The 25,669-nt window shown below is 35.8% G+C and carries 20 protein-coding genes; 5 read left to right on the forward strand and 15 right to left on the reverse strand.

What is annotated here, in order from left to right; all coding sequences use genetic code 11:
• Positions 1 to 11 precede the first annotated feature (11 nt).
• Positions 12 to 719, reverse strand: a complete 708-nt coding sequence (locus tag G4Y78_RS24905) for an autoinducer binding domain-containing protein (RefSeq protein WP_163835576.1) — start codon at positions 717 to 719, stop codon at positions 12 to 14.
• 476 nt (positions 720 to 1,195) lie between these two features.
• On the opposite strand from G4Y78_RS24905, the gene G4Y78_RS24910 reads away from it, so the two are divergent.
• The gene (locus G4Y78_RS24910; protein ID WP_163835577.1) at positions 1,196 to 1,609 is read left to right on the forward strand and encodes a hypothetical protein; all 414 of its coding nucleotides are present in this window, start codon (positions 1,196 to 1,198) and stop codon (positions 1,607 to 1,609) included.
• Positions 1,610 to 1,809: 200 nt separating this feature from the next.
• Here G4Y78_RS24910 and G4Y78_RS24915 read toward each other — a convergent pair whose 3' ends face one another.
• On the reverse strand, positions 1,810 to 8,556 hold the full coding sequence (locus G4Y78_RS24915) for a calcium-binding protein (RefSeq protein ID WP_163835578.1): 6,747 nt from the start codon (positions 8,554 to 8,556) through the stop codon (positions 1,810 to 1,812).
• 644 nt (positions 8,557 to 9,200) lie between these two features.
• Here G4Y78_RS24915 and G4Y78_RS24920 point away from each other — a divergent pair.
• Positions 9,201 to 9,971 carry a substrate-binding periplasmic protein gene (locus G4Y78_RS24920; protein WP_163835579.1) on the forward strand — a complete coding sequence of 257 codons (771 nt, stop codon included), beginning with the start codon at positions 9,201 to 9,203 and terminating at the stop codon, positions 9,969 to 9,971.
• A 22-nt stretch (positions 9,972 to 9,993) separates the two neighbouring features.
• On the opposite strand, the gene G4Y78_RS24925 is transcribed toward G4Y78_RS24920, so the two are convergent.
• Complete coding sequence (locus G4Y78_RS24925) at positions 9,994 to 10,719, reverse strand: substrate-binding periplasmic protein (RefSeq protein WP_163835580.1); 726 nt, start codon at positions 10,717 to 10,719, stop codon at positions 9,994 to 9,996.
• A 496-nt stretch (positions 10,720 to 11,215) separates the two neighbouring features.
• On the opposite strand from G4Y78_RS24925, the gene G4Y78_RS24930 reads away from it, so the two are divergent.
• A complete protein-coding gene (locus G4Y78_RS24930) occupies positions 11,216 to 11,560 on the forward strand; it encodes a hypothetical protein (protein WP_163835581.1) in 345 nt (114 codons plus the stop codon).
• Here G4Y78_RS24930 and G4Y78_RS24935 read toward each other — a convergent pair.
• Positions 11,534 to 14,227, reverse strand: coding sequence for a hypothetical protein (locus G4Y78_RS24935; RefSeq protein ID WP_163835582.1), 2,694 nt, complete (start codon positions 14,225 to 14,227; stop codon positions 11,534 to 11,536). The genes G4Y78_RS24930 and G4Y78_RS24935 overlap by 27 nt on opposite strands.
• 507 nt (positions 14,228 to 14,734) lie before the next feature.
• On the opposite strand from G4Y78_RS24935, the gene G4Y78_RS24940 reads away from it, so the two are divergent.
• Positions 14,735 to 15,079, forward strand: a complete 345-nt coding sequence (locus G4Y78_RS24940; protein WP_163835583.1) for a hypothetical protein — start codon at positions 14,735 to 14,737, stop codon at positions 15,077 to 15,079.
• 219 nt (positions 15,080 to 15,298) lie between these two features.
• On the opposite strand, the gene G4Y78_RS24945 is transcribed toward G4Y78_RS24940, so the two are convergent.
• The 10 genes from G4Y78_RS24945 to G4Y78_RS24990 form a co-directional block, all read right to left on the reverse strand.
• Positions 15,299 to 15,952 (reverse strand): DUF6962 family protein, encoded by a 654-nt coding sequence (locus G4Y78_RS24945; protein WP_163835584.1) that lies wholly within the window; start codon positions 15,950 to 15,952, stop codon positions 15,299 to 15,301.
• A gap of 58 nt (positions 15,953 to 16,010) precedes the next feature.
• Positions 16,011 to 16,610 carry a DUF1287 domain-containing protein gene (locus G4Y78_RS24950; protein ID WP_163835585.1) on the reverse strand — a complete coding sequence of 200 codons (600 nt, stop codon included), beginning with the start codon at positions 16,608 to 16,610 and terminating at the stop codon, positions 16,011 to 16,013.
• Positions 16,611 to 16,624: 14 nt separating this feature from the next.
• Entirely contained in the window at positions 16,625 to 16,852 is a 228-nt protein-coding gene (locus tag G4Y78_RS24955) for a helix-turn-helix domain-containing protein (RefSeq protein ID WP_163835586.1), read from the reverse strand.
• A gap of 29 nt (positions 16,853 to 16,881) precedes the next feature.
• On the reverse strand, positions 16,882 to 17,397 hold the full coding sequence (locus G4Y78_RS24960; RefSeq protein WP_163835587.1) for a DUF2975 domain-containing protein: 516 nt from the start codon (positions 17,395 to 17,397) through the stop codon (positions 16,882 to 16,884).
• A gap of 265 nt (positions 17,398 to 17,662) precedes the next feature.
• Complete coding sequence (locus G4Y78_RS24965; protein ID WP_163835588.1) at positions 17,663 to 18,220, reverse strand: hypothetical protein; 558 nt, start codon at positions 18,218 to 18,220, stop codon at positions 17,663 to 17,665.
• 526 nt (positions 18,221 to 18,746) lie between these two features.
• On the reverse strand, positions 18,747 to 19,100 hold the full coding sequence (locus tag G4Y78_RS24970) for a DUF1801 domain-containing protein (protein ID WP_163835589.1): 354 nt from the start codon (positions 19,098 to 19,100) through the stop codon (positions 18,747 to 18,749).
• Between the two features lie 146 nt (positions 19,101 to 19,246).
• Positions 19,247 to 20,875, reverse strand: coding sequence for a Vps62-related protein (locus tag G4Y78_RS24975; protein ID WP_163835590.1), 1,629 nt, complete (start codon positions 20,873 to 20,875; stop codon positions 19,247 to 19,249).
• 543 nt (positions 20,876 to 21,418) lie between these two features.
• Positions 21,419 to 22,339 carry an alpha-E domain-containing protein gene (locus G4Y78_RS24980; protein WP_163835591.1) on the reverse strand — a complete coding sequence of 307 codons (921 nt, stop codon included), beginning with the start codon at positions 22,337 to 22,339 and terminating at the stop codon, positions 21,419 to 21,421.
• On the reverse strand, positions 22,340 to 23,794 hold the full coding sequence (locus G4Y78_RS24985) for a circularly permuted type 2 ATP-grasp protein (RefSeq protein ID WP_163835592.1): 1,455 nt from the start codon (positions 23,792 to 23,794) through the stop codon (positions 22,340 to 22,342).
• Positions 23,795 to 24,115: 321 nt separating this feature from the next.
• Positions 24,116 to 24,733, reverse strand: coding sequence for an N-acetylmuramoyl-L-alanine amidase family protein (locus G4Y78_RS24990; protein ID WP_163835593.1), 618 nt, complete (start codon positions 24,731 to 24,733; stop codon positions 24,116 to 24,118).
• A gap of 297 nt (positions 24,734 to 25,030) precedes the next feature.
• Between G4Y78_RS24990 and G4Y78_RS24995 the strand changes: the two genes are divergently transcribed.
• On the forward strand, positions 25,031 to 25,252 hold the full coding sequence (locus G4Y78_RS24995; protein ID WP_163835594.1) for a hypothetical protein: 222 nt from the start codon (positions 25,031 to 25,033) through the stop codon (positions 25,250 to 25,252).
• A gap of 34 nt (positions 25,253 to 25,286) precedes the next feature.
• Here G4Y78_RS24995 and G4Y78_RS25000 read toward each other — a convergent pair whose 3' ends face one another.
• On the reverse strand, positions 25,287 to 25,583 hold the full coding sequence (locus G4Y78_RS25000) for a hypothetical protein (RefSeq protein WP_163835595.1): 297 nt from the start codon (positions 25,581 to 25,583) through the stop codon (positions 25,287 to 25,289).
• Positions 25,584 to 25,669: the final 86 nt, after the last annotated feature.

Below are 25,669 nucleotides of genomic sequence, written 5' to 3' on the forward strand. Positions count from 1 at the left end.
GTTTGCAACGTTCAAATAATTCCTTGCTTTATTGCCAGCATTACTGCTTCTGTTCTATTAGAAGCATTAAGAACTTTTAGCAACTCACATATGATATCAGTTACTGTGTAATGAGATAGCTTCATAAAAGAAGCTATTTCTTTATTCGTATATCCATTAGACAAATAATGTAAACAATCTATCTGCCGCTTATTTAACTTAGGTAAATCAAAAAATTCTGTCGAGAAGCTATTAAGTAATTTCCACTGAAAAGTTTGAGTCAACCCTATTAAGGTAAGAATAGACTTTGAAATAAAATATCTAAAATCTATATTTTTCCCATCATAGCAAATACTTAATACACTTCGGTTACTATTAGCAACCACTGGAATAGATAGTCCGTTTCTCAAGCCAAAACTCTCTGCTTCATTAAGAATTTTTTTAGCTGTAATAGTTGCTTGAGGCATATCGTAAGCTTCTTGCCATATAATTGGTGTAATAGATTTGAAGCAATGCTGAGCTGGGGCATCCTGATATATGTAGTCTTTTTTTGCAAAGCGCTGCATCCATTCATCAGGAAAGTTAGTTATCATTCCTGATCCTGGGTTAGATAAGTTCCCAAACAGCAATAATGGAAACCCATATTGTTCTAACTGTTTGAATAACCAGCCTTCAATTTCAGAGTACTCATTAATAGCAGCTAACTCATCAAACCATGATAGAGGATGTAATTCACTCATAGACTCATTCTTTATTAATGATCAGTTTTGTAAAGTTGATAAATATTTAGATAAATTTTATAACACCCAGCAGATTCTTGGCCTTAGACAAAAGTATATGTCAGTAGATCTTCTATTAAATTTTTATGAATTTTATGATCAATTAACATAGTACAAATAAAACAAAAACTTTATCATATATAAACATTAACAAACCAAAGTCAGCTTCACTGCTTGATACAAACTCATTGAATTCGTCAACCCACAGATGTGGGTTTTTCTTTTTAGAAACTTCACTACACTTCCAAATTAAAGGCAAGAATGAAATAGTATTGCAAGTAGTAGTAAGATACATATTTGTACAAATTGTAGAAATTAATTAGCTATAACTTATAGTATCAGTGATATTAGAGTAATCTACTAAGGCCTTTTATTGTAAATAATTGAATTAAGCTAAACACCGTAATTAATAATTTAACTTAACAAGAGAAAATAATATGAAAAAGCTACCCCTATTATTTGCAGCTGTAAGCTTATCTTTAGCAGCAGTTCAAAGTGTAAGTGCCAGCTCTCTATCTGAAGAAGATACTCTCTCTGAAAACCTAAATGAAATTACTGAAAATAATAATTTAAGCACACCAACACCAACTGGGCGTTACTTTGTATTGTCTCATGTTGCCTTTCAAGGAAAGCCAGATAAACGTTTTGGTTGGCCAGCTTATGTAGGTAATTTTGATGATGCTATTAGATTAGCTCGTCAAAATAACATTGCTGCTTTTCACTACTATGTAAATGGTGATAGCAGTGCAACTGGCGCAATGTATCCTTTTTATTCAGTTACCGGTTATGAGGCACGAGAGGGAGACCGTCAAACTGTTGGTGTAATTATGGAGCACAAAACTGTTCATTAATTGGAAATCAGAGTTATTTCTTAATAAGTATTAAATACCCCATTCATCTTTGCTGTGTCATGAATGGGGTAAAGGCAACAGAGTGCTCCTATATATACTACATTTCGACTATCCTTGATGGTCAATGACAACAAACTCTAAAAACGATATTAAGTATAACCCTTTGTTTTCTGTATTTTATAGTCAGCATAAAAAGTTTACTAACCAGTCAAACCAGAGGAAGCAACTATGTCGTGATTTACCAACTCACTATTACTTGCTAAAAAGCTACTACTTGCCCCATCCGTTGACATTTGACTTGCCGTTTGAATTAACAAATCAATATTAAGCTGATGGCTCTCACCTGATTTATCTTGAATGGTGACTTGCTCAGATTTTAGCTCATTTGCATTAGCCAATACTATTGCCTGGTCTTCAGTAGCCGTATTAAGTAAGGATAATTGTCCCCCCTTGTAAAGCACTTTAAGCTTTTGCCACTCAAGCCCTCGCCAGTTCACTCTTAAACCATTACCAGCCTGATGGGTTAAATGCACAATAGAGCTATTTCCTTGAATATCTAATACATTCAGACCACCACCTAAATTGGCTTGAGTGACTTCCTTATTGGCACCAATGACTAGTGTATCGTTACCATTTCCAGTTTGAACACGATGAACAGATTGATGTTTACTAATTATTTCAGCACTTCCTTCTGCCCATTGATATCGATTGGTATTTAAATTAATTTGGTAATTAGTTTCATCATTATGACTAAAATCGATTTCTGTTAGTGATAGCTTTCCTTGCTGACTAAGTACACCATACTGATGACCAAGCTTAGTATTTTTATTATCATAAAAAACGAGAGCTAATCTCTTAGCTAAATCTTGTTGATAAACACCACCAAAAACAATTTGTGTTCCTTGATAGCTAGCACTAATACTTCCTCCATTAATTTGACTACTGAATCCTTGATAACCTGCATTCAACTCAAGAGTATCCCGTAAGTCATCTTTTGCTATCTCAACACCTTTTCTATTAGTGGTTTCGAAACCCGTTAACACGACTTGGTTTTGGTTAGCACCGACAATATAAGTGTCTTTGCCCCGCCCACCAGATAATAAACCACCATCTTCACCAGCAATTAAAATATCATTACCATCACCACCAGAAAGATGATCAAACCCAGCACCACCATCAATGACATTATCTAGCTCATTACCATAAATACTATCATCTGCTTTGGAGCCCACTACGTTAAGCAGCTTTTTTGACAATAAACTAACTAAGCTAAAAGGAGTACTGTCACTGGAACCTAAAACTCTGATCCGTCTTTTATCTAACTCTACTTTATGAACACCTGAATCAGGTGTTTTCAATACCATAGTATCAAGCTCAACTTGATTACCTTTGGCTGTTGCTATATAAGCATTGCCCAATAAGTCTCTAAACTGTAAGTGCTGGTAAAGTTCAGATTTATAATAGTTCTCGATTTTTAATACATCGACTCGTTCAGGCAGGGTATTTTCCAGCTGATTTAAAACTGTTTTATAAGCATCTGAATGCAGTAGATCCCAATGAGAACTACTGTTATCTAACACTTCAGTTAAGTTATTGAGTGGATTACTCCTTCCTTGTGGCAAACCGAACTCCTGAGCAAACGAAGCTAACTTTTCACTAGTAAATTCATCTTTGCTGGTAAAAAGTTTTTTAGCCAGCCGTAAACTATTTAGCCAACCCCGGCTAACTGACAGCATTAAGTGGCCACCATCTTGATAACCTGAGAAATCACCAAAGTTAGTAATTAACTGATCAACTGAAAGCTCATCACTCGTATTACTCATACTATAACGAATTGCTTCATCATCGGTTGCACCAGGGTTATTAGCTAAATACTCAAGTCTTGTTCGGTAAGTTTTTAAACCTAAATCTGAGTAGTTATTAATGGTATCCAGATCATCTGATACTAACCAGTCATCAGCAGTAACTGTATAGCTATCAGATCCTTCACTGCCTTCTAAATAATCACTGCCTGTTCCACCAACTAAATGGTCATCACCATAAGAGCCATTTAATGTATCGTTACCTTCTGAACCCTGTAAAAAATTTGAGTGACGATTACCATAAATTTCATCATTCTTTTCACTACCAATAATATTTTCAATATTATCAATTAAAAACGTATGCTCACGACCATCACGCATTTTAATTGTTGCTTTATTATTGAGATATTCTGTGGGTTCTAAATTAACTTTTACTCCATTCTGACCATACATAGAACGGAACGACACGGTATCAATCCCTGCTCCACCATCAATTCTAACCGTATCATTGACATCTAAATGTGGAAACGCATCCGGTGAGCGAATTTCAAAAGTATCGGCTTTATTACCACCAAAATATCGACGCCCAAAATTACCCTGGTTATGGCCAACCAAAAATATGTTTCTTCGATTAGCATCCCCTCTGGCCCAATCAAAACCTTTGCCTAGCTGAATTAAGGTAACACCATTTTCTTCATCATAGCTATCCAGTTTTTTCACTTCAGCCGCTTTTGGCTCCTGGCGGAACATCCAACCACTATCCACTTCACCTGGATTTTTTCGTTGATATTCTCTTAATTCTGCTGGCGTTAAATTATAGTAATCATAGCCTTCACTGACACCACCAATATTTCCATAGGCAGTAAATACCTTAGGTGAACTATAAACCAACTTGTCTACACCTAATTTAGCGTATGCTTCTAGACGCTGTTGTTGAGCAGCCTCCCATTGGCGTGTACCGATGTTCGTTGCTGCTTTATTGGCAATTCGTGTTGGTACTGGAAAACCAAAAAATACCGCAGCACCTGCCAGGTCTAAATCAGACCCACTAATACCTGCTTCAGACAGTTGTTGCCTAACTTTAACCGCATTATAAATACCTTGGGCAATTCCAATAGCCAGTCCAATAGCTGCACCAATGGGTCCAGCGACTGCTGTTACCAATGATGCTATCCCCGTTGCTACTGCAACCACTACACCAGCTACAGCGAAAGAGCCATTTATAATATGGTCAACTTTTTCAGCATGCGTAGTTGCATTACCTGCTGCTTTAAAGCTATCAACTGCAGCCCAAATACCTAAGCCAGCTCCAACAAAATTGGTTGCAGCGCCTAATTTGCCTGCAACACTGGCTAAGCGACTGGATACAGCTTGCACACGGGTACTATTGGCTAATACATCTAACGCAATATCCAGATTATCCGTTAAAGTATCAGCCAAACTTTGCACACCCTGCTTAATTTCACCTTTAGCAAAGGCATCAACTGTCTGATAAACATTACCTGGCAAACGGCTAAGGCTCATCAGGGTGTTAACACCATTTAAGATTTTGGCTAATTTGTTAAGCCGGGTATTCGGCGCTTGCTGGGTACCAAATAAACGTTGCTGCCTGGCATTAAGCTCATCTATTGCATGGTTTGTTTTACTTAAATTTTGATCTAACTCTGTTAATAATGGCAATTGTTGATCAAGCAATACAACTGCTTCAGCTCGTTGACGCAATACTTCAGCTTTAGTATTAGCACCATTATCACTACCTTGCGATAACAGATTAGGCTGTGCTTCCAACCATCGATGCAACTTGGCTAACGCAGTATATGCATTATCACCCGATAAGCCACTTAGCCAGTTATCAATTTGGTGAGCATCTAATTGAATAGAACGGTCCAGCTGGTTTAATGATACCAGTTGATCAACATCCAGCTTTTGTCCTTGTAAAGAAGCACCTACCAGCCAAAGTTCTGCTCTACTAATTTTTTGATTACCGAGATTTAATAACCCTTGATCACGATCAGCTCTGATTAACAAATCAAGGTCAGTAATATAACGTCGACTTAATTGAATTAATTGGCTCTCATTGAGGGACTGACTAATATCCAGTGAAGAGAGCTGCCAGCTTTGCTGTTTTAGCTTTAGCTGGTTTAAATAGGCAACTGTATCTTTAATTGAGTTTATTTCCAGTACATTACCACTTATTGAGTCATAAAGATGTATTACAGTCTCATTACCAAGATGGATAGCAAACAGCCGATCACCCACTTGTAGCTGTAAATTAAATACACCTTGTGCTTTGGCGCTTTGTAGCTGCTGCCTAAGCGGTGTTGCGCCTTGACCATTTGCCAGGGTGGTTAACGTACTATTTGGTAAACCATTAATAAGCTCAGCAAAAGAATTGACTTGAAGGTTAGTTGCATCCGGCTGCAACCAACGCATATAGCTTAAAGCCAGCTGATTGCGCGCATAACCTGTAGCAGCTGATACCCCTTGATAATGAAGAAGCTGTAAAAACCCCGCAACGAGTTTACTGTCTTCTACGCCTAACGCCTTATTAAGTGCCTGGCTGTTAATTTCTGCATCAGTTGGTTTTGGTAATATAGAGTGATCTTGCAAAGCACGAGTGACATTATTTTGTAAATCATCACCTAACCTTTTCAAGCTGTTTTTAAATGTTTCAGCAAATGGTTGCTTGTCGCTAAAAGTTAAACTGGTCCATTTACTTTGGTGTGCATCCCACCACGGTTTTACCTGGTCAGAAAGAAACTGATTAAAAATATTTTTTGCATTATCAAAAGCTTCCGCATCATCAGGATGATCACTCACTCTACTCATTACCTGATTAAAATCAGACTTGAGCTTTTCTGCTTTTACACGCTCTTCATCTGTTTTAGCAATATCAACCAGCTCATTTAGCCAATGTTGGGACTCTTTATATACATCAGAATTAATATTACCTAAATTACTAAATAAATTCTTCAACCCACCATTATGTTTATCCAGAAACTCTAGCCACTCGCCTTTTAACTCTTTATTACGGGCAAATCGATTATGTCGAGTCATGACATAGCTAAGCGTATTAGCATATAGTATTTCTTTTAATACTCGAGTATCTGAGTATGAAGCACCTAGGCTAAAACCAACATTACCACCGGCTCCAACTGGCAAGCTTGTGCCACCATTAATTGAGGCTGATCCTGTCAATAAATAACGAGTAAACTGATGGTGATATTCATTATCACCATAAGCCTGCTGATAACTTGGCTTGATAAAACGATCAACCCGTCGTATTGCACCCGCCCCTGAAGCTTCTATATTATTTTGAAAAAAGTTGCTGACTTCACTTTTAAATGTGTTTGCATCAATAAGCCCTGGATAATTGTCTGCCAATTTAGCAGTAACCGTATCCATTAAGCCAGTAATATCACCTACACTGCCATTGCCTTGTAGTTTCAGCTCAACATCAATGTAATCACCATCACGCAGTCTACTAGGGTGAACTCGATGGCGTTTTAACACTGTCACTTCAGCTGAAACCGGGCCTACAGCAACAGTAAAAGATGCTTTAGTATCAGAAATACTCAGTCTTATTAGCTGCCGAAATGACGCGACATCTTCTAATTGTTGGCGCGAATGTTTTATAGGCGGTGCTTCCAATTGTACTGCAAGTTTTTCCATCTGCTCCGTAACTGCAGTGAGTTCAGTATCGGAAGTAGCTGCCTGTCTAGCTTCATTACCAAATAATGCAAATGATGCATACACAGCCCTTAAGAGCACATGACGACCACTTACTCCCCAACGCGATTCAATTGCATGTTTAACCTGACGTTGAGTTTGATCTCCAGCATCATACTTTTGTACGGCAGTGATATAATCTGAAAAATCTTGATTTAATGTATCTATAGCAGCAACAGCTCGTTCATAAGCAGGTTGCTCAGCACTATTACGATTTAATAAATTACGACCGTGAGCAATAAGCCCTTCTGGTAACTCATTCAGGCGTTCGGCATTGTCTTTAACTACCTGCCAAAAATGGGTAGGTACAAACTCAAAAATTTCTGTTTTGGTTTTGGATATTTTAAAACCAGCTGATGCCGATAAATTGGTATCCCCCAGTCCTACTACAGCAGAGCCATCTATACTACCAGAGTTACTATAAATGTAGCCTCTTAAGGTTTCAGGTAACTGTGGTGGATTAACAACAACTTTAGCTTCAATACCAAGTTGATTAGCAAGTAATTCATTGAGCTGGTGCTGGTTATTCACCGCTTTTTGCAACTGTTTATGGTATAATTTTAACTCTGAACCCGCATTACCAGGAAAATGATTGGATAAAAACCGGGAAATAGCTCCCCAAGAGAACTTTCGAGATGCTTTCTTTAATTCATAGTCACTGCGCTTTAATGTGGTTAAGTTATGTGCTTCCATATTCACATATGCTTTCACATTATTATATTCTTCAAAGGTAAATCTGGAGTGTGAACCTTTAAGTCTAGCACCTATTTTGGCAAGACCGGCATTAAGTCCACCATTTAAGCCAGCGGCTAATGTTTTTATTTTAGTACGAAAGAACAACCCTTCATCATCTGCATCTAAAATATCTTGATACTCGCCACCAACACTTCCTTGTAAATCAGCACCATAAACATTGGCTCCACCTTTTACTTCTACCTTAATGGATTTTACTTTTGATGCCCCAACTTCACCTAATGGCTTAAGCTCATCATAAATTTTATTTTCAATATCAGTACGAGCACGGGATAACCAATCAGCAAATACATGATCAGCTAGCAGTTGGCTTAATTTTTTAACTTCAGAGTTATCAACATTTTTTGTAATATAAGCTAACTGTTTTGAAACTCTTGCCGTTTCAGCAATTGATAATATACTTTTATCACCGTCAGCTCTTAGTCGATTATCTACTGTAACTTTTATTTGCTCTAATGTATCAATCGCGCGTTCATAGCCACGCTTAATTTTTGTTTTTTCTGTACCCACAGCTGAAAAGCCAGCCTGTAAATTGCGTAACCGATCTGCTAAGCCAGCAAGTATTGTATTGAGATCAGTTGCAAGAGTTTGATGCTTTTGATTACTTAAGGTCAGAGCAGCACTAACAGCTGCACTATTCTCTAAAGAATTAGGGTTGATCATAATTAAAATGCTCTTTTATTCAGGGTACCCTTCAGATAATAAAAGGTTGTCTTCTATAGCTGTGTTAAGACAGCTATTAAAGTGGAATCCAACCCTTTAAACTGAATAAAAAACCATCATCTTTACGAATACAAACTACAGTACTAATAGTAAACAATGTTAAGACTCCAGAAATTATAGTTATATTTTTATACCCTCTTTTTGGGGTATATGTAGTAAGGTCTAAACCGAGTGTAATGTATTTCACAAAAAACTATTTTTTATATTTGGTCGAAATTTTATAGATTTTGCCTTAGTGTGACATAATTAAAACAAAATATTGACGTTTTTTTGTCCAGTAGTTAGATTGGTTATCTATTATGTCAGCAAAATTTAAATTAGAATTTTGTAGATATAGCTGGGATTTATCGCATAAATGTATATATAAATTAACAGTAACATCCTGCTAATTTAGAACCATCTTATTTTTATTGGCATATATGCCATCCCAAATTAACTCTCATTCGCGATAATTGTCCAATAGTTTAGCCTGAACCAACTATAGTCCTAAGTGGGATAGCAGACATCTCCACATATAAAAAGGGTAAAACATTAAATATTCAACTATATATTCTAATATACTGTACCCCTAAGGATAAGATGCTGTGCAACTAGATATTAAGCATGTTCTCTTAACGTTAGCTCTACTACAAATGGCATTTTTTACACAAGCACGTAAGTTAGTTATAGTGGGAATTCCTGCCCCTCCAATGAGATATCTTGACACAAACAACCAACCTAAAGGGTTTGATATTGATGTACTCAACCATATTTTGAATAAACTAGGCCACAAATATGTTGTTGTACTCATAGACTCGTCTCCAAGAGTCGAAATAATGTGGAAAAAAGGAGATATGGATATTCTGATGACTTACTCATATAAAAAAGAACGAACAAAATATCTTTTATATCCTAAAGAATCTCACGTAACAGTTGCATGGAATTTTTTTATTAGAAAGGAAGATATAGGTAAAATCAGCTTCCAAAAATACAGTGACCTAAAAAAATGGCGTGTAGGTGCCTCATCAGGTAAGTCTTATACTAAAGAGTTTTGGGAAGCTAGTAAGTCATATCCTTATATACAAATAATTCCTAGGGATGACCTACAACTAAACAAGTTAGTCAACAAACGATTGGATGTTGTACCATTAGAAACAATGTCAGCACTATATAAAGCTCATCAAAAAGGTATTTCAGAAAAAATAACATATTTAAAAAAACCTTTAAAGGTTAAACCTTATTATAACCTTTTTGTCAAGGCCTCTTCTTACCCATCATTAAATAAGCTTATTAAAAATTATGATGAAGAACTTTTAAAAATGAAGCAAAATGGAATATTAAAAAAAATAAAACGTAAATACCATTTTGTTGAATAGCTGATTAAAGTATAGAAAATGGTTATGGGATTGAATGTAAATAACGCTTAAGTATAAATTGATATTCAGACGATTCTCTAATAACAGTTAGTTCATCCCATATTTTTTCAGAAAGTACAGGGTTCTCCTGATAGAACTGATAAGAAATCAACATATAGTAGCTTTGTGAAACAAGAGCAGGTGTCAACTGGATAACTTTCTTAAACTCTATAGGGTATTGATTCAAAAAATAAGTTGCAGGATATTCTTGAGCTGCAACAGCAGAAAGTTTGCCTTGAATGAGTTTTCTCAAATCTACTTCCGTTCCCCTACTTTCCTCAACTTGCTTGACACCCCACTGCTTTAATTTACCTACAATTGAATAGCCCAAAGGAGCTCCTACAGGTTTAGTTAAATTGATAATACGCTGGGTATTAGGGTTCCAACTCACCTTACTCCCCTTCATTGTGTAAAGATAATAGCTGATCTTTGTAATATAACGGCTTTTATCTAGTTTATCTCCACTCATTGGATAACGCCCATACTGGAATCGCTCTACCTTAAAACTTGCCTTAAAAAGTAGGTCGATTCGTCCCCTTTGTAATGATTTTAAACTTCGCTTCCAGGGTTCTGCTATAAATTGAGCCTTTAGCCCAAGGCGTGCTGCCATCATTCTTGTCATATCAATAAGTATGCCAGGATTAGCACTATTGAGTTCATTAGCCGTATAGTTATAAGGAAAGCTTGCCCTATCTTCTAAACCGACCAATAATAATCGGTCTAGTTGTTTAGAAAAAACCTGTATAGGGAATAAAATCAGAAATAGTAACAGTTTGCTCATTGGCCTATGCTGTTATTGAAACATCACCATTTTGAAGACTTTTTAGAGAACCAAGCCACTTCCCCTCACTTGATGTCCTCTTCTGAATATAGAGTATGGTTAAGTGTATGCATAGCGAAGGTAATTACTTTATATTACAGATAAGTTTTTTAATTTAAAGGTACAGTTAAAGATTATATTTACATTACAAGTTATCTCCATTATCTAACCAGCTTTTTCTATGTGCTTTTATTTATGACAATTATTAATATATTGGCACAAGTTTAGTTGAAGAAAGCATAAATATAACTAATAAACCCTTGCTAAAAGAAAAACAATAGATAACTGCAAATTTATTCCATAAAAAATAGTTTTTAGATTTCATAACAAGTAAATATAATTTCATGAATAATTAAGAAAAATTACTTAATGAATAAGCAACTTATTGCCAATCAGTTTAGTCCTCTTATCTGTCTATACCAACACCAAGCTTATTGCTGAATATACAACTAGTGCCACTACAATTGTAAATATCAGTAGCTGTATAAGTCATGTAGCTAAACCACCATCAGGATTGGTTGAAACCAGTGATGAACAATTCTTAAAAAGAGTCATTGGTGAAGAAAAGGGGGAAGGTAAATTATGCAAAGGTAAAGTGTTTGTAGTCAAAGAGCCTGTTAAGGTTTACCAAGAATCGAGTAGTGATCCCTATACGATTGCTCCAATGGAGTTACTTGGCCCTAGAAGACCTACCCCGAATACTTTAATGAAATACCTGGGGCCGATATAGTGGATTAGTTTGCCAAGCAGCAGCATGAAGCTGATCTAATGGGTCATTCCGCACACTTGGCTTAATGTTGTCTACATCTATACCAACAGCCTGCTTAAACAGCCTACTAGCACTATCATTGGCAGGCTTTAAGTTCACTAAGCGCCCCTGCAACACATGACCTATATGATTAATTTGAGCTAACAGGTTAGTACCAATATTTTTCAAATTCGCTTTCAAGCGGTCAGTCAATGAGCTGCCATCGCTATAAGGTAAGCTAGTCCAATTACTTTGATGTTCATCCCACCAAGGTTTTACTTGATCAGTCAAAAACTGACTAAACACTTCTTTGGCTTTATCTACAAATTCTGGGTTATCTGGGTGATTATTGACTTGAAGCATGGCCTCGTTAAAACTTTCTTTTAATGCTATCGCTTTTGATTTAGCCTCAAAAGAGTTTGCTTTTGTCACCAGCTCGCTAAGCCAATGCTGGGCTTCTTTATGTACATCAGAAGAAGTATTACCTAAATTACGAAATAAATCTTTAATTTCACCCTCATGAGCCTTAAGAAAATCTTGCCAACCACTGTTTATTTCATTATTGCGAAAAAAACGGTTATGTCGCGTCATCACATAACTTAAGGTGTTATCAGCAATACGCTCTCCTAATACCCGCGTATCATAATGAGTGGCTTTTATCTTCCCTCCTACATCTGCACCAGAAGCAACAGGAATACTTCCACCTACACCAACAGAACCAGATTTACTAAACAAATATCGGGTAAGTTGTTGATGGTAATGGGAGTCGCCTATAGCCTGTTGATAACCAGGTTTAAAAAAACGAACCATCATCCGTAATGCCCCTGTACCAGCAAGATCAACATTATTTTGGAAAAAAGTACTGACTTCCCCTTTAAAGGTTTCTGGATCAACCAAACCGGGGTATCCCTCAGCTAGTTTGGCTGTTACGGTATCCATTAAACCAGTAACATCCCCAACACTTGCCGTACCTTGTATTTTTAGCTCAAGATCTATGTAATCCCCCTGGCGTAGCCGACTTGGATGAACACGATGTCGTTTCAATATAGATGTTTCTATAGATGCAGGGCCAGCAGACACATTAAAAGCTGCTTTTGTATCTGCAATACTTAGACGAATTAATTGTTTAAATGAGGCTATATTTTCTAGTTTTTGTCGTGAATGCTCAATAGGTGGTGACTCCAATTGAGGTGCTAATTGCTCCATCTCCGTGGTCGCTTTTGCTAATTTGGCATTTGCCTCTACTGGGTCTATTTCACTCTGTGCACTTTTTTTCAGCTCAGCACCAAATAAAGCAAATGCTCCATGCATTGCTCTTAACAGTTCATGACGACCATTTGCACCCCACTGGGATTCAATCTGATGTTTATAATTATGCAGGCTTGTATCACCTGCATCGTATTTTTGGACAGTTGTTATATAATCATCAAATTCAGTTTTCAGCTTTTCCAGGGCACCTAATGCTTTGTCGAAGGCAGGTAATGTCGTATCCTCTTGTGCCAACAACTGCTTACCATATTTTACTAGCGATTCAGGCAGCTCTTTTACTCGTTCTGCATTCGTCTGAATAACACGCCAGAAATGGCTGGGTACAAACTCAAAAATTTCGGTTTGCTCTTTAGCTATTGTTAATCCTGCAGCTGCCGAAAAGTTTGTTGAAGGAATACCAATAGAAGCAGTACCATCAATACTGCCTGCATTTTTATAGATATACCCCCTCAGTGTTTCTGGCAACTGTGGTGGAGTTGCTACTACTTTAGCAGATAAGCCTAGTTGACTTTTTAGCAAATCATTTAGTTCATGCTGGTTATTCACAGCCTTTTGTAACTGTTTTTGGTAAAGTTTTAACTCTGAGCCCACCTGACCCGGCAAGTGATTAGAAATAAAACGACCAATTGTTCTCCAAGAAAAGTGCTTTGCTGTCTGTTTAAGTTCATAATCACTACGATTAAGGCTGGTTAAATTATGTGCTTCCATATGCACATAGGCTTTAATGTTATTATATTCTTCAAAAGTAAATCGAGAGTGTGCACCTTTAACGCCTCCACCCACTTTAGCAATACCAACATTTGCGCCCGCATTTAAACCAATATCCACTGTTTTAATTTTGGTGCGAAAAAATAACCCCTCATCATCAGCATCCAGAATATCTTGATACTCGCCACCAATGCTGCCCTTTAAATTTGCTCCGTAAACGTTACCACCACCTTTTACTTCAACTCTTAACGACTTGACTTTGGCAGCGCCTACTTCACCAAGGGGTTTTAACTGATTATATAAGCTTGCTTCAATATCTACACGTGCTTGTGATAACCAATCAGCAAATAAGTGGCCCGCTAACAAACCTGTGACTTTATGTAAATCAGGGTTGTTAATTTGTTTAGCCACTTTAGACAATTGTTTTGATATTACTGCTACTTCAGTAATAGAAAGTAAATTATCGCCGCCATTGCTTTCTAACCTAGCATCAACTGTAGTCTGGATCTTTTTCAGTGTACCTTGCACTGCCTCAAGCTTACTTGGCTTGACATTTGCCAAAATCCGATTATTAAGTGCAGCCACTACTTTGCTCATATCAGCAGCCAAAGTATGGTGTGTTGTGTTACTTAATTGAATTGGACTATAAGTTGAGACGTTTGCTAACCCCATCGGCACTCCAGACTAATTATTTGTATTGACTATATCTAATAGACAAAATAAGTCGTCTATTTTTTGCTCATTCAGTTATTGTTTATTAATAGAGCAGAATCAGTCTAATCTATTTCGGTAAATACTTATTTTTATAATTAGTCGAAAATTTATAACTTTCTGAAAAAAGTGATGAATTTAACACAAACAAATTATAAAAAATTACAAAAACAGTCAGACAATTAAGCAATTCAATTTATAATTATTAAAAAATGCTCTGTAATTAACCAATTTTAGGAAACAATAATATTCTAATATATGAAAATAGCCTTATGTAATTACAATTAATGATAATAATTATCATTTAAACCACATAAAAAACAGTTTCACTTTCTGATATGTTTTATATCTTGATTAGAGTTCACAGTAATTTCATCAAAGTAACATAGCAAATATGCTATGTTGAACCTATCAGTAAAGCAGGTTTTTTACTTCACGTAACCTATGCACCAACTCACCATAACCATAATGAGTGATAACCATTGTTATTCTGCCAGAGATTATGAATTCTTAAGAAGGCTGGAAATTGAAACAAGTAATCATTACAATATTTTCTTAACCAGTTTGTCTTTTTGCAGTAAAGATTCAGACCAGGTGAGCTTTGATTGTTACAGTATTCTAATTAATCAAATCACTCTACATTCTCAACTCTATTCAAACCTTCAACAGATGTGTACCCCTTACTTGGTTGTCTATTTACAAAATGGACTTGCCAAACCACTTAAACTAAGCAACGGCATTAAAATACTTAAGCTTTTACCTTGGACTACCGTCAAGGATATCAGTCAAACCTTTAACGAACTTGCCACTTAGTCAATACCAATAAAATATTAGCTAAGGGTATATATTGTGCTATTTTGATAATTATTAGTTAATTATATGGAAGGTAATACTGCTATGGATGCTGGAGCAATTGCTGGTTTAGCTACCGGTTAGTAAAGTATTATTCTCTTACTAACATAAAGGAGAGTTTAGGTCAGTACTATCTCTCCTTTATTTCTATCTCTCAGTTTCTCAAAACTGCCATCCTTTTTATTGGTTACATTTTTTTAGTCCTATTTTTAATCCATACCCAAGTACATAAATCGCCACCATTTGAATAAGGTGAAATAAGCCATTGTGATCAAATGGCACAACCAGTGTTATAGATAATGAGCTTTGCTGAATCATAGCAGCAACCATGTTTAACCCAACTGCTGATGCTATAATGCCAGCCCCATGTAGCTGCTTGCGAATGGCTAGGATTAAATAAGCAGTTATCACACCAAACATAACAACAGCCTGATAAACAACAAAAGCAATAAAGCCTTTAGCCAGCAAGAGGGTTAATAGAAAAAAAGCTATCCCAATACCTAAAGCAACTAGTAATAGTTTTTGTGCAGATTCTTTTCCATAAAAATCATATATTGCCCCTAACCCTGTGATAGCTACAGCTAACCCAAGGGCTAAGTTAATAGGCAACCACAGCATCTGGCGGCTATCAGCTGACAATTCAAAAGTATGCACAAAACCACCAAATAGAGCTGCAATAGCAATTAAACCTACTACTGAACACCATAGTGCTACTTTCCAATGGTTTAAACTATGTAGTCGCCACAATTGAATTACCACCATTACAGCAACAATAGCCAGCGTAAAATCCGTAACGCCTGTAGTTACTTCAACTAGTTTATTATTTAAATCCATAGATTTGTAAGCGTTATAGCCGAAACGAGTGATTTTTGAAGGGCGATGACAACAAACCTTAAAAGTTTTTCTTGAAGGATATAGGTTTGTATCGGTAATGACCTGTTATTTCATAACTAAACAACATATCTTCTAACACAGGTCCTGCGCCTATATTATGAACCACTAAAGGACGCTTACCATCAGCCGACTTTTGATTAGATACAATACCAATATGCGGTAAGTTTCCAGGCAACATCCAGGTAACTAATTCACCTGGTTTATAATCATTGCCATTTTCTGAAACTGACAATTTTTTACCATTTCGAGTAAAAAAAGTTTGTAAGTTGGGTACTCTTCGGTGATCAATATTTTTATCTGGTTTAGATAAACCCCAAATGCGCTTGGATGGGTATGCATTAAATTGCTTTTTAATATCTACATGTACAGCTTGCTGTAAATCAATATCAAACTTTCGATAACTTCTAATAACAACATCAGTACAAACACCAATATTCTCAGGTACATCACCATTGGGGTAATCAATTACATGATATGAGCCATCATAAGTGATATTATATTGAGTGCGCTCTTCAGCTGCTTTGGCCAATAATTTATAAAAGCCTTCCGCAGTTGTATTAACTGATACTAACAATAGTAATAATATACATCTTCTCATTCTTAACTTCCTTTCTACTTAGTGTCAGTATCATAGTCATAATGACACTCTAATAAATCACCTGGCTGACAATTCAAATGCTTACAGATTAGATAGAGTGTTGAAAAACGAATTCCCCTCGCCTTTCCTGTTTTTATCAAGGATAAATTTTGTTCAGATAGCCCAGTAAGTTCAGCAAGTTTTTTTAAGCGCATTTTTCGCATTGCGAGCATAACGTCAAGCTTTATAGTGACCTCATCCATTATCCATTCTACCTGCTTACCTCAAACAATTAGGGTATTAATGCTTGGTCTTCAGATACTTTCTGAGCTTCAACCAATACCCAGGATATCAAAATAATAATACTACCAACAACAAAGGGTAAAATACTATCAGAGCCAATAGTTACTTGAAGTATTTTTTCCCCTGGTGAATTTTGAAAAGTTAAAACCAATATAAATAGTGTTGAAAAAATAACCTGACATATAATCCACAGGTAAAATAATAACCCAATCTTACGCATGATAATGGCGTTCATTAAGGTAAAAATTTCTCCACGTTCATAGTTTTTAAACAATTTAATCAATAAAAACAATCCATAAAAGATAATACTGAGGGGGATAAATGAAACAAGTAGACCTAATCCTTTAGTTAAAGGAGTAATTGTTACTGGATAAGTAACACCAAACATTCCGGCCAGGTCTGGCGTGATGAATGCCCAAGTAGATAATGTAAAAACCAACATTACCACACCAAGAATAGAGAACAAAACTCGGCAACGTCGCGCGATTGTTGCAATCTTGTCCATAAAAACCCCTTCTCTGTAATGAAATCAACACTAAATCAGACCAAGTTAAACTTGATAAATTCAAATAAGACTTGATTTATTATGTTGAGGTATACTGAGAGAAGTCAAGTAAAATTTTAAATGATTCCTTTAAATAATATTCCCATTAAAGAAAGGTCAAAAAACAAACAAGAAGAGGCTAGGAGGAAAAAGAAAAAGCTGCATCTATTGGGTACTACATATAAGCCCCTCATTATAGAAACAAGGGGCTTTAATTAAAGCAATTTTATCTTGTTGGTGGAGTCGGAGGCTCAGGTGGCTCTACTGGAGGACAGCGCTGCAAAATGGTATAGCATACCTCAATATCCTCTGCTGATTGCATTATAACTGTTTCCATTGTCACTGTATCGGTAAATGTACAAACTCCATTTGCTATATCAGCAGTTGCAGTCCCCCCTTCAAATGACACCATAATAAAGTTTTCATCATCTTCCTGAGTGGTACATACCTCTGGTAAGCCTTCAGCTAAATGGCAACAAGGACACTCTGGTTCAGGCTCAGGTTCATTATTATCTAGACAAGGCATGTCAGGATCATTTTCAGTTTTTTTCTTATTGTAATTACTCAACAGCTGCTCCATTGAGTTTTTATCAGAATCAGGTCCTAAGTCCTGAGCCTCACAATAAGCGTTACATAAGCCAAATAAACCAGGTGTAGCATCTATTAAGACGTCACAAACCGTCTCTTCAGCTGGTGTCATACCGTCAGGGGTTTTTGCATGAGCATTTAAGCCCACAACCGAGAACATGGCGGCAAATACCGCTGTATACCATAAACTGCGCATAATTACTCCTCATTAATATTTACTGCTTGATATAGCACTTATTCAAAAGCAGGTTTCAAGCCAGTGAGAAGCAACTATATATGATATATTTTTTTTGTTTTTAATATAAACTAACTACAGTCATCAGATAATTTTTTTAAGACAGTATCTTTTAATTATTTATCATCAAGAGACACTAGCAATAATGGAATTTCATCCTGTTAAAGGTTGATGATACGGTTGCAGCAGTTAAAGAAGCACTAGATATAGTATTGGTGATCCCTCTTACAATGCTTTCACTAATAGTAGTATTATAAGACACTTAGCGAGTAGAAATGGCACCTATTTCTCTTTGTATTTTGGCTCTATCCAATGCCACACTAATAGAATCTGCCTCAGAAGTATCGTTTTAGAGATAGGGTTTACTTCTAATGTAGTGCTAATTTCAAACATTTCATTTCTCTTAATTGAGATTAGTTTGATTAATATTACTGTCGTAATTAGACTGAAATTTACTTGAAATGAAATCTTCAAATACTCTAATGCATCATTCGTTTACAGCCTGTTTTATGTAAAAATCAGCATTTTTTTCTTTGATGTCTTTCATGTCATATATTTTTAAATGTCTTCTTCTTTTGCCTTTACCTTCTAACAACCCTGATGGGTCAGCCAAGTTTACACCATTACTAAATTCAATCGATATATGTTGTTTATAAGGGAAAATACCTCCTACCAATGAGCCTGATTTAACAAAAACTAATCCTCCATACTTGATTTCATCAGTCAGTTCCCGGCTAGCTTTATTAAATAGTCTTCGAATAGACTTAATAATATCCAATTGATTAGAGGAAACTAATGCAACATCATTAAGAAATTCACTAACTTTCTGATCTTCAATCATATTTAAAACCACTCAATTATAACTATTTGATGCAAATCACTTATTGGATACTCTATAACCAACAATCAGATAATGACCAACAGGACTCAATATAAAAGGCTCCTTTAACAGAGCCTTTTTGTCAATAAAAATACCGAATTTATATACTAGAACTCATTGTCATCCCAACTACCTTTTGTACCAATATTACTTGGAGCATTTTGATCTTGACTGTAGAAGTAAGAAAATAATGAACTACCAACTATCCCTGCTAAAGAATTACCAATAAAAGGCCCAAAGAAATCTACTGCAACCTTTCTCGCCTGGTTAACAGACATTCTTGCTTCTTTTGTAGGCCCCCATCTAAATTCCAGCTCAGCCCAATCAGCCTGTTCGTAGTTTACAACATAAAAGTTATCAGTTTTATAAGCATTAAAACGATTACCTTTATCTGTATAATTAAGCAAATCAACATCTAGATGTCCTGTGCATTGCCCTAAAATTCTTCCTGTACATTTGTGGAGAACACGATGGGAATTTTTTCCTTCACTAGAATAACTAGCATGCCCATTTTTAGAAGAGTACATAACCAGATGGTTTCCATCCCAATCAACTTGATTAGCTAGCTTAACTTCACCATAATTATGCTGAGCAAAGTAAACTGAGGTTACTTTTTTAGACGAATTTTCAAATCGAAGTGTTACATGCTCCCAATCAGCAGTGTGTTCACCAAATGGTTTCAGCTCACCCATATTACTATATACTTCTCCTAACCTAACTTTTGCTGTGCCAGGTCCATTGTAAGAATAAAAAAACCAAAACTGGATATCAGTATAACCAGGCAAAACATTCTTAACATGTACTATTGTTTTAGCTCTATTAATATTACCTGACTTTACTGCAGATGAGTTATTGGGCTTAAGCCAAATACTATTAACAGCACGCCCACTAATATTACCAGCAGACTTTATATAATCATAGTCATTCTTAAACGTAGCAAAGGATGTCTGAATTTTATTTCCTTTTTCATTAACTAACCAAGCATTATCCATATAGTAAAATGGAGAGTCTAACTTGTATTTCTCTTTTGGATGGAGATATAAAATGGGACCATGCTTTTTAATTAAATTAATAACTTCATTTTTTGAAAGCTGTTGATCAGCCACAATATTTCTATTTAAAACATTAAACAAAGGGCTTGATGATGGAGCTGAATGGCTTGAATAACCTATAAATAAATTCATGCTCAAACCATCAGGATGGTTTGGTACTATTTTCCATGATCCAAAGTTATCTTTAGCGCCTGTTTTTTTATCATTCCAGGTCATTTTGCCTGCTTTCCCTGCAACGACAAGGCTTGACTTTACACACCTCACTTCATCCGTGGAAGGCTCATGATACCCACGTTGAGATACAACTCCAAGACACTTGTATCCAGTAGGTGGATTGGGCTTCCAAAATGAACCATTCCACTTTGCTCCAGAACCAGAGTCTTTCCAAATTCGAGTATATCCTACAGGCTTAGCTAAAGAACCAGCCTTTAACTCCTTTACAACAACAACAGATTCAGTTGGAGCACTATACCCTGATTTAGCATAATGTCCTAATCGATAATAGCCGGCAGAAAGCTTAGGACGATAGTAGCTACCATTGTATTTCCCACCTGACTTCTTATCCCACCAAACCAAGTCATATTGATTAACATATTTGACTTCCAGGGAGTTTTCCGTTGCGTTAGCAGTTACACTAAGTGCGCCTGTTACTAATACCGCAAGTGTTGATATTATTTTCTTCATGAATAAACTACTCCAAAATAGTTGATTATATACAGCTAATTATATCTACTATCAGCTTTGAGTAAAAATCAAACACCCATATATTGATGGGCTGGTTTATTGTAGTTTATTGGTATAACTTTAGGAAAACATTTCAAAAAACTCGCCAAATATAAGTATATATTCACTTATGCTTGACGTTATTTACTTCTTCTAACTTAACTTTAATATTTTCCGGTTTATACTTATGGTATGAATATTTATAATAGTGAAAGCTATATGTTCTAGGAGAGATTAGTTTACTTTGACGTTCTTCTATAAAACTATTCTCGTTATTTTCTGGTGTAAAAATAGAAATAACTATCAAAGCACGCTTTTTTACATTTGCTCGACTTAAGATATTGTATTTAACTCGACAACTATTTTCAGTACACTGATAAGATTGTCGAGTTAAAATTACTTCTGCGATTTCTCGTTCTGACCTGTAAAACAACAAAGCAATTATCAATAAAATAAGGCAACCAATAACTAATAAAACAATTATGATATTGCCTTTTATTTTATTCAATGCAGAAAATACTGTTCAGATAATTGTTGGTGAATTTCAGCCAAATCCACTTGTAGTTCATCAATGTAAAGATGTAAAACATCTGCCTTTAATTTGGCTGCATCCTGCGCGCGCAACTCCTGAATACTATGTTCTACCCTATCTATTATATCTCTATTATTAGGCATATCCTCACTAAGATGTCTCAAAGTATTTAAGCAAAATAAAACTGAACGAGGAAAAACTATATCTTGTAGCATAAACTCTAATACTTCCTTAGGACTTACTCTCACGCCCATTTGCTGGCGGTACATTTGATAAGCACTTAATGAACGCAAAACGCTCATCCACTGAATATTTTCAAAAGGGCGGGAGGTTTGATTATGAACTAGCCGGGCTGTACGGACATCTATAATACGAGAAGTCATATCCGCCCGCTCTAATAGTGAACCAAAACGGATAAATGTATAACCTAAGTCGTGGTTTAAAGTTGCTTCTAGTGCGCCAAATGTTAAATGAGCAAACTCTACCACATGCTTCATAAAGAAAAAACGACCACGCTTGCTTAATGCCCCCTGAGCATTTTCTTTCACAAAATAATAGCTGCGGTTAATTGACTCCCACACCTGACGAGGCACTACTTCTCTTACAGTTCGAGTATTATCCCGTGCAGCCAATAATGAACGGAGAATAGAAGACGGGTTATTTTTATCAATAACCAGGTATTCAAGCACATTATTTTCAGAAAAGTCATCATATAATTCAAGAAAAGGTTCTCGATTACCAATAATGTCAATCAATGGCTCCCAACCTGCGGAAACCCCTTTAGGTAAGTCCATTAATAGTAAATTGTTAACATTAATTAACCGGGCAATATTTTCGGCGCGCTCAACATAACGAGCCATCCAATACAAAGTTTCAGCGACTCGCGACAGCATTTACACACCCTCCTCTTCTACAATCCAGGTATCTTTACTCCCACCTCCTTGAGAGGAGTTCACTACCAAAGAACCTTTTACCAACGCAACCCGTGTTAAACCACCAGTTGTCACATAGGTTTGCTCTCCAGAAGATAAAATAAAAGGCCTTAAATCCACATGTCGTCCTTCCACTTGCTCTTCGTCCAAAGTAGGAACAGTTGATAAACTTAAGGTTGGCTGGGCAATAAAATTACGTGGATCAGCCTTTATTCGTTCAATACACTGCTGCTGTTGTTCTCGAGTGGATTTGGGGCCAATTAACAAGCCATAGCCTCCCGACTCATTAGCTGGTTTCACCACCAGTTTATCTATATTTTCTACAACATAATTAAAGTCATCAGACTCATAACAACGATAAGACTCTACATTAGGTAAAATTGCTGGCTCACCTAAATAGTACTGAATCATTTCAGGTACATAAGTGTATACCACTTTATCATCAGCAACCCCTGCTCCAGGTGCATTGACCAATGATACTTTACCCTTTTTCCAGGCTCTTAACAGGCCGGCAACTCCCAACTGTGAGTCGGGATTAAAAGCTTCTGGGTCAAGAAATAAATCATCAATTCGCCGGTAAATGACATCAACCCGCCTCAATCCAGCAACAGTTTTCATATACACACAGTCGTCATCATTTACGACCAGGTCGCGGCCTTCCACCAATTCGCAGCCCATTTCCTGGGCCAGATAACAGTGCTCAAAATACGCCGAGTTATACATACCAGGCGTTAAAACCACCACTTCTGGTGTATTTAATGGCCTTGGTGACATCGCGGTCAACATATCAAATAATTGAGAGGGGTAATCATTAACTGGCAACACTGAGATTTGCTCAAATAATTCAGGAAAAACCCGCTTCATTACCGAGCGGTTTTCAATCATGTAGGAAACCCCAGAAGGTACTCGTAAATTATCTTCCAGCACATAAAAAGTACCATCTTTATCCCTGACCAAATCAGTACCACAGATGTGAGCCCAAACTCCTTTTGGGGGGCTAATCCCTACACATTGGGGGCGAAAATTAACAGATTTTTTTATTAACTCCTGTGGAAATACACCATCCTTGATGATGTTTTGTTCATGGTAAATATCGTCAATGAACAAGTTTAACGCTTGTACGCGTTGTACTAAGCCTGCTTCAACCTTTTGCCACTCCTCATTGCTTATAATACGAGGAATAATATCAATGGGCCAGGCTCGGTCAATAGAACTTCCATCGCCATAAACTGTAAATGTAATCCCCATTTCTTTCACAGCAAGCTCAGCTGCTACACGAGCAGCGTCCATTTCTTCGACAGTTAATTCTGATAAAAAACGAACCAGGGCCTGACCAGACTGGCGAGGTTGACCACCAGCATCAATCAATTCATCAAAAAAACCACTATTTTGGTAGGCATCCCAGTCAATCATCATTAACAAATCCTCTCCTTGAAAAGTTAAAGCCTTGATAATTAAGTAATAGCAGTGATTTAGCTGGTTTTCACTAGAGAGTGTATACTGATAAAGTACTGAGTTAAAGGTAAATAGTTACAGGCTATTTTGATTAGATACCAATAATTATCCCACAAAGATCCAATTAATTACTTTACAAATATTTAGTTTTTTTTTATTTTTTATTGCATATTTCTTAAGAACCTTATCCAAATTTAGGGGCTTCAGGAAAAGTTTATAGGCCATTTTTTGTCTAAAACAACATAATAAGCCCTATACATTACCAACTAAAATTTAACATCACTAGGTTTTTACTTCTAAAAACTTAACTACTCCATTACCTATACTATCAATTGCTTTTCTCAAATAATTATCTTTAAAGAGGTTGTATTTTTTTAATGTATCTATTTCACCAAATTCAATTATAACAGAAGGAACATCCATTGATTTTAAGATTATAAAGTTTTCATTCATCATTTTTTCACTGTCAATGTTTCCATCAAAAACTAATGAATCAAAAATAGAACTCTCTAATTCACAACTTTTTTTATTTCTCTTAGTAGAGCAGTATATATTTATGCAAAATGGCTTATTGCCTTTACAGGCCTTTTCGCTAGTATGAACCGAGATCATTAATGATGCCTTATAATCATCAACTGTTTTAACCCTACTCCTTAAACCTACATATCCATTATTTTCTCTTGTTAGAAATACTTTTAATTTATCTCCACTACTCAATTTTTCTTTTATTTTTCTAGCAACACTAAGAGTAATATCCTTTTCAACCATACCTCCTGAACTAATATACCCTGAATCTTCCCCACCATGCCCGGGATCAATAAAAACTACATGCGTATTATTTCCTGCACAAGCAACTATAGCAGTAAAAAATAAAACAAAACCAATAAATCTATTACACATAAGTAACTCTTAATAATATTATTTACATTAAAATTAACAACGCGGATTAGTTTTGTGTAGTTTGAAAATTTGTTAAGCCTCACTTCTATAAAAATATATTAAACAGCAAAATTGTAAGTATATTTACTTATTTATCAGATTAACACCAAGCATTTATACTAAAGTATAATAATACTGTATTATTATCTTTGTAAATGATTGAGAACAATATCACACTATTTTATTGAGCCTATATTCCCAGTACAGTTACCTATATAAAATCCAATACCAATAAAACTTGTTAGGTATAGCTTACTAATGAAACACAAAATAGTTCCTTTTTTATTAACACCTACTATTATTCAGGTTAATTCAAGTAGTCTATCTGAATCTAATGCTACGCAAAGAAAAAATGCAGTATATAAAGGCCCCCCATTAGATCATCCAAAAAAAACAAATCGTTATTTGCTGCAATCAAAAAACAATGGAAACAAAGGATGTTCAATACAAAAAAATAGCATCACAAATATTTTTCAATAATAAAATAGAATCTATCTTATAACTCACATATTAATTAAAAAGATATTCTAAATTTTGCTTCCCCATTTTTTGGGGATTGATCCTCAAATGGATATGATGTATTTATATCATCATTACTTACAGGAAATTTTTTTTCTGTTCGTTTTTCATAATTCTCTATATTTTTTTCTTCTTCAATAATGATACCACTTTTTGGGTTATACCCTGGTTTCAATTCAATAATCTCTATGCTTGGCTTTTCTAGAGAAGTAAGTGAGGGTTTTGTTTGACTACACCCTTGACTTGAAAGTAGTAATGAGCATACAAATATTAAATACGATTTTTTAATCACAAAAACTCTCCTGATAGAATGTTACTACTTATATAAAAAGACTTCATATTTTTTTCAAAATTATAAAATAAGTTTAAAATATTGCT

Origin of the sequence: Spartinivicinus ruber (assembly GCF_011009015.1) — a bacterium.
Taxonomy (GTDB): domain Bacteria; phylum Pseudomonadota; class Gammaproteobacteria; order Pseudomonadales; family Zooshikellaceae; genus Spartinivicinus; species Spartinivicinus ruber.

Excerpts from the sequence above, each read along its gene's own strand:
- G4Y78_RS24940 (WP_163835583.1), top strand. The coding sequence starts at position 14,735 with ATGAGTGATAACCATTGTTATTCTGCCAGAGATTATGAATTCTTAAGA.
- G4Y78_RS24950 (WP_163835585.1), bottom strand. The coding sequence starts at position 16,610 with ATGAGAAGATGTATATTATTACTATTGTTAGTATCAGTTAATACAACT.
- G4Y78_RS24960 (WP_163835587.1), bottom strand. The coding sequence starts at position 17,397 with ATGGACAAGATTGCAACAATCGCGCGACGTTGCCGAGTTTTGTTCTCT.
- G4Y78_RS24915 (WP_163835578.1), bottom strand. The coding sequence starts at position 8,556 with ATGATCAACCCTAATTCTTTAGAGAATAGTGCAGCTGTTAGTGCTGCT.
- G4Y78_RS24970 (WP_163835589.1), bottom strand. The coding sequence starts at position 19,100 with ATGATTGAAGATCAGAAAGTTAGTGAATTTCTTAATGATGTTGCATTA.
- G4Y78_RS24995 (WP_163835594.1), top strand. The coding sequence starts at position 25,031 with ATGAAACACAAAATAGTTCCTTTTTTATTAACACCTACTATTATTCAG.
- G4Y78_RS24975 (WP_163835590.1), bottom strand. The coding sequence starts at position 20,875 with ATGAAGAAAATAATATCAACACTTGCGGTATTAGTAACAGGCGCACTT.
- G4Y78_RS24985 (WP_163835592.1), bottom strand. The coding sequence starts at position 23,794 with ATGATGATTGACTGGGATGCCTACCAAAATAGTGGTTTTTTTGATGAA.
- G4Y78_RS24955 (WP_163835586.1), bottom strand. The coding sequence starts at position 16,852 with ATGGATGAGGTCACTATAAAGCTTGACGTTATGCTCGCAATGCGAAAA.
- G4Y78_RS24990 (WP_163835593.1), bottom strand. The coding sequence starts at position 24,733 with ATGTGTAATAGATTTATTGGTTTTGTTTTATTTTTTACTGCTATAGTT.
- G4Y78_RS24905 (WP_163835576.1), bottom strand. The coding sequence starts at position 719 with ATGAGTGAATTACATCCTCTATCATGGTTTGATGAGTTAGCTGCTATT.
- G4Y78_RS24910 (WP_163835577.1), top strand. The coding sequence starts at position 1,196 with ATGAAAAAGCTACCCCTATTATTTGCAGCTGTAAGCTTATCTTTAGCA.
- G4Y78_RS24935 (WP_163835582.1), bottom strand. The coding sequence starts at position 14,227 with ATGGGGTTAGCAAACGTCTCAACTTATAGTCCAATTCAATTAAGTAAC.
- G4Y78_RS24945 (WP_163835584.1), bottom strand. The coding sequence starts at position 15,952 with ATGGATTTAAATAATAAACTAGTTGAAGTAACTACAGGCGTTACGGAT.
- G4Y78_RS24980 (WP_163835591.1), bottom strand. The coding sequence starts at position 22,339 with ATGCTGTCGCGAGTCGCTGAAACTTTGTATTGGATGGCTCGTTATGTT.
- G4Y78_RS24965 (WP_163835588.1), bottom strand. The coding sequence starts at position 18,220 with ATGCGCAGTTTATGGTATACAGCGGTATTTGCCGCCATGTTCTCGGTT.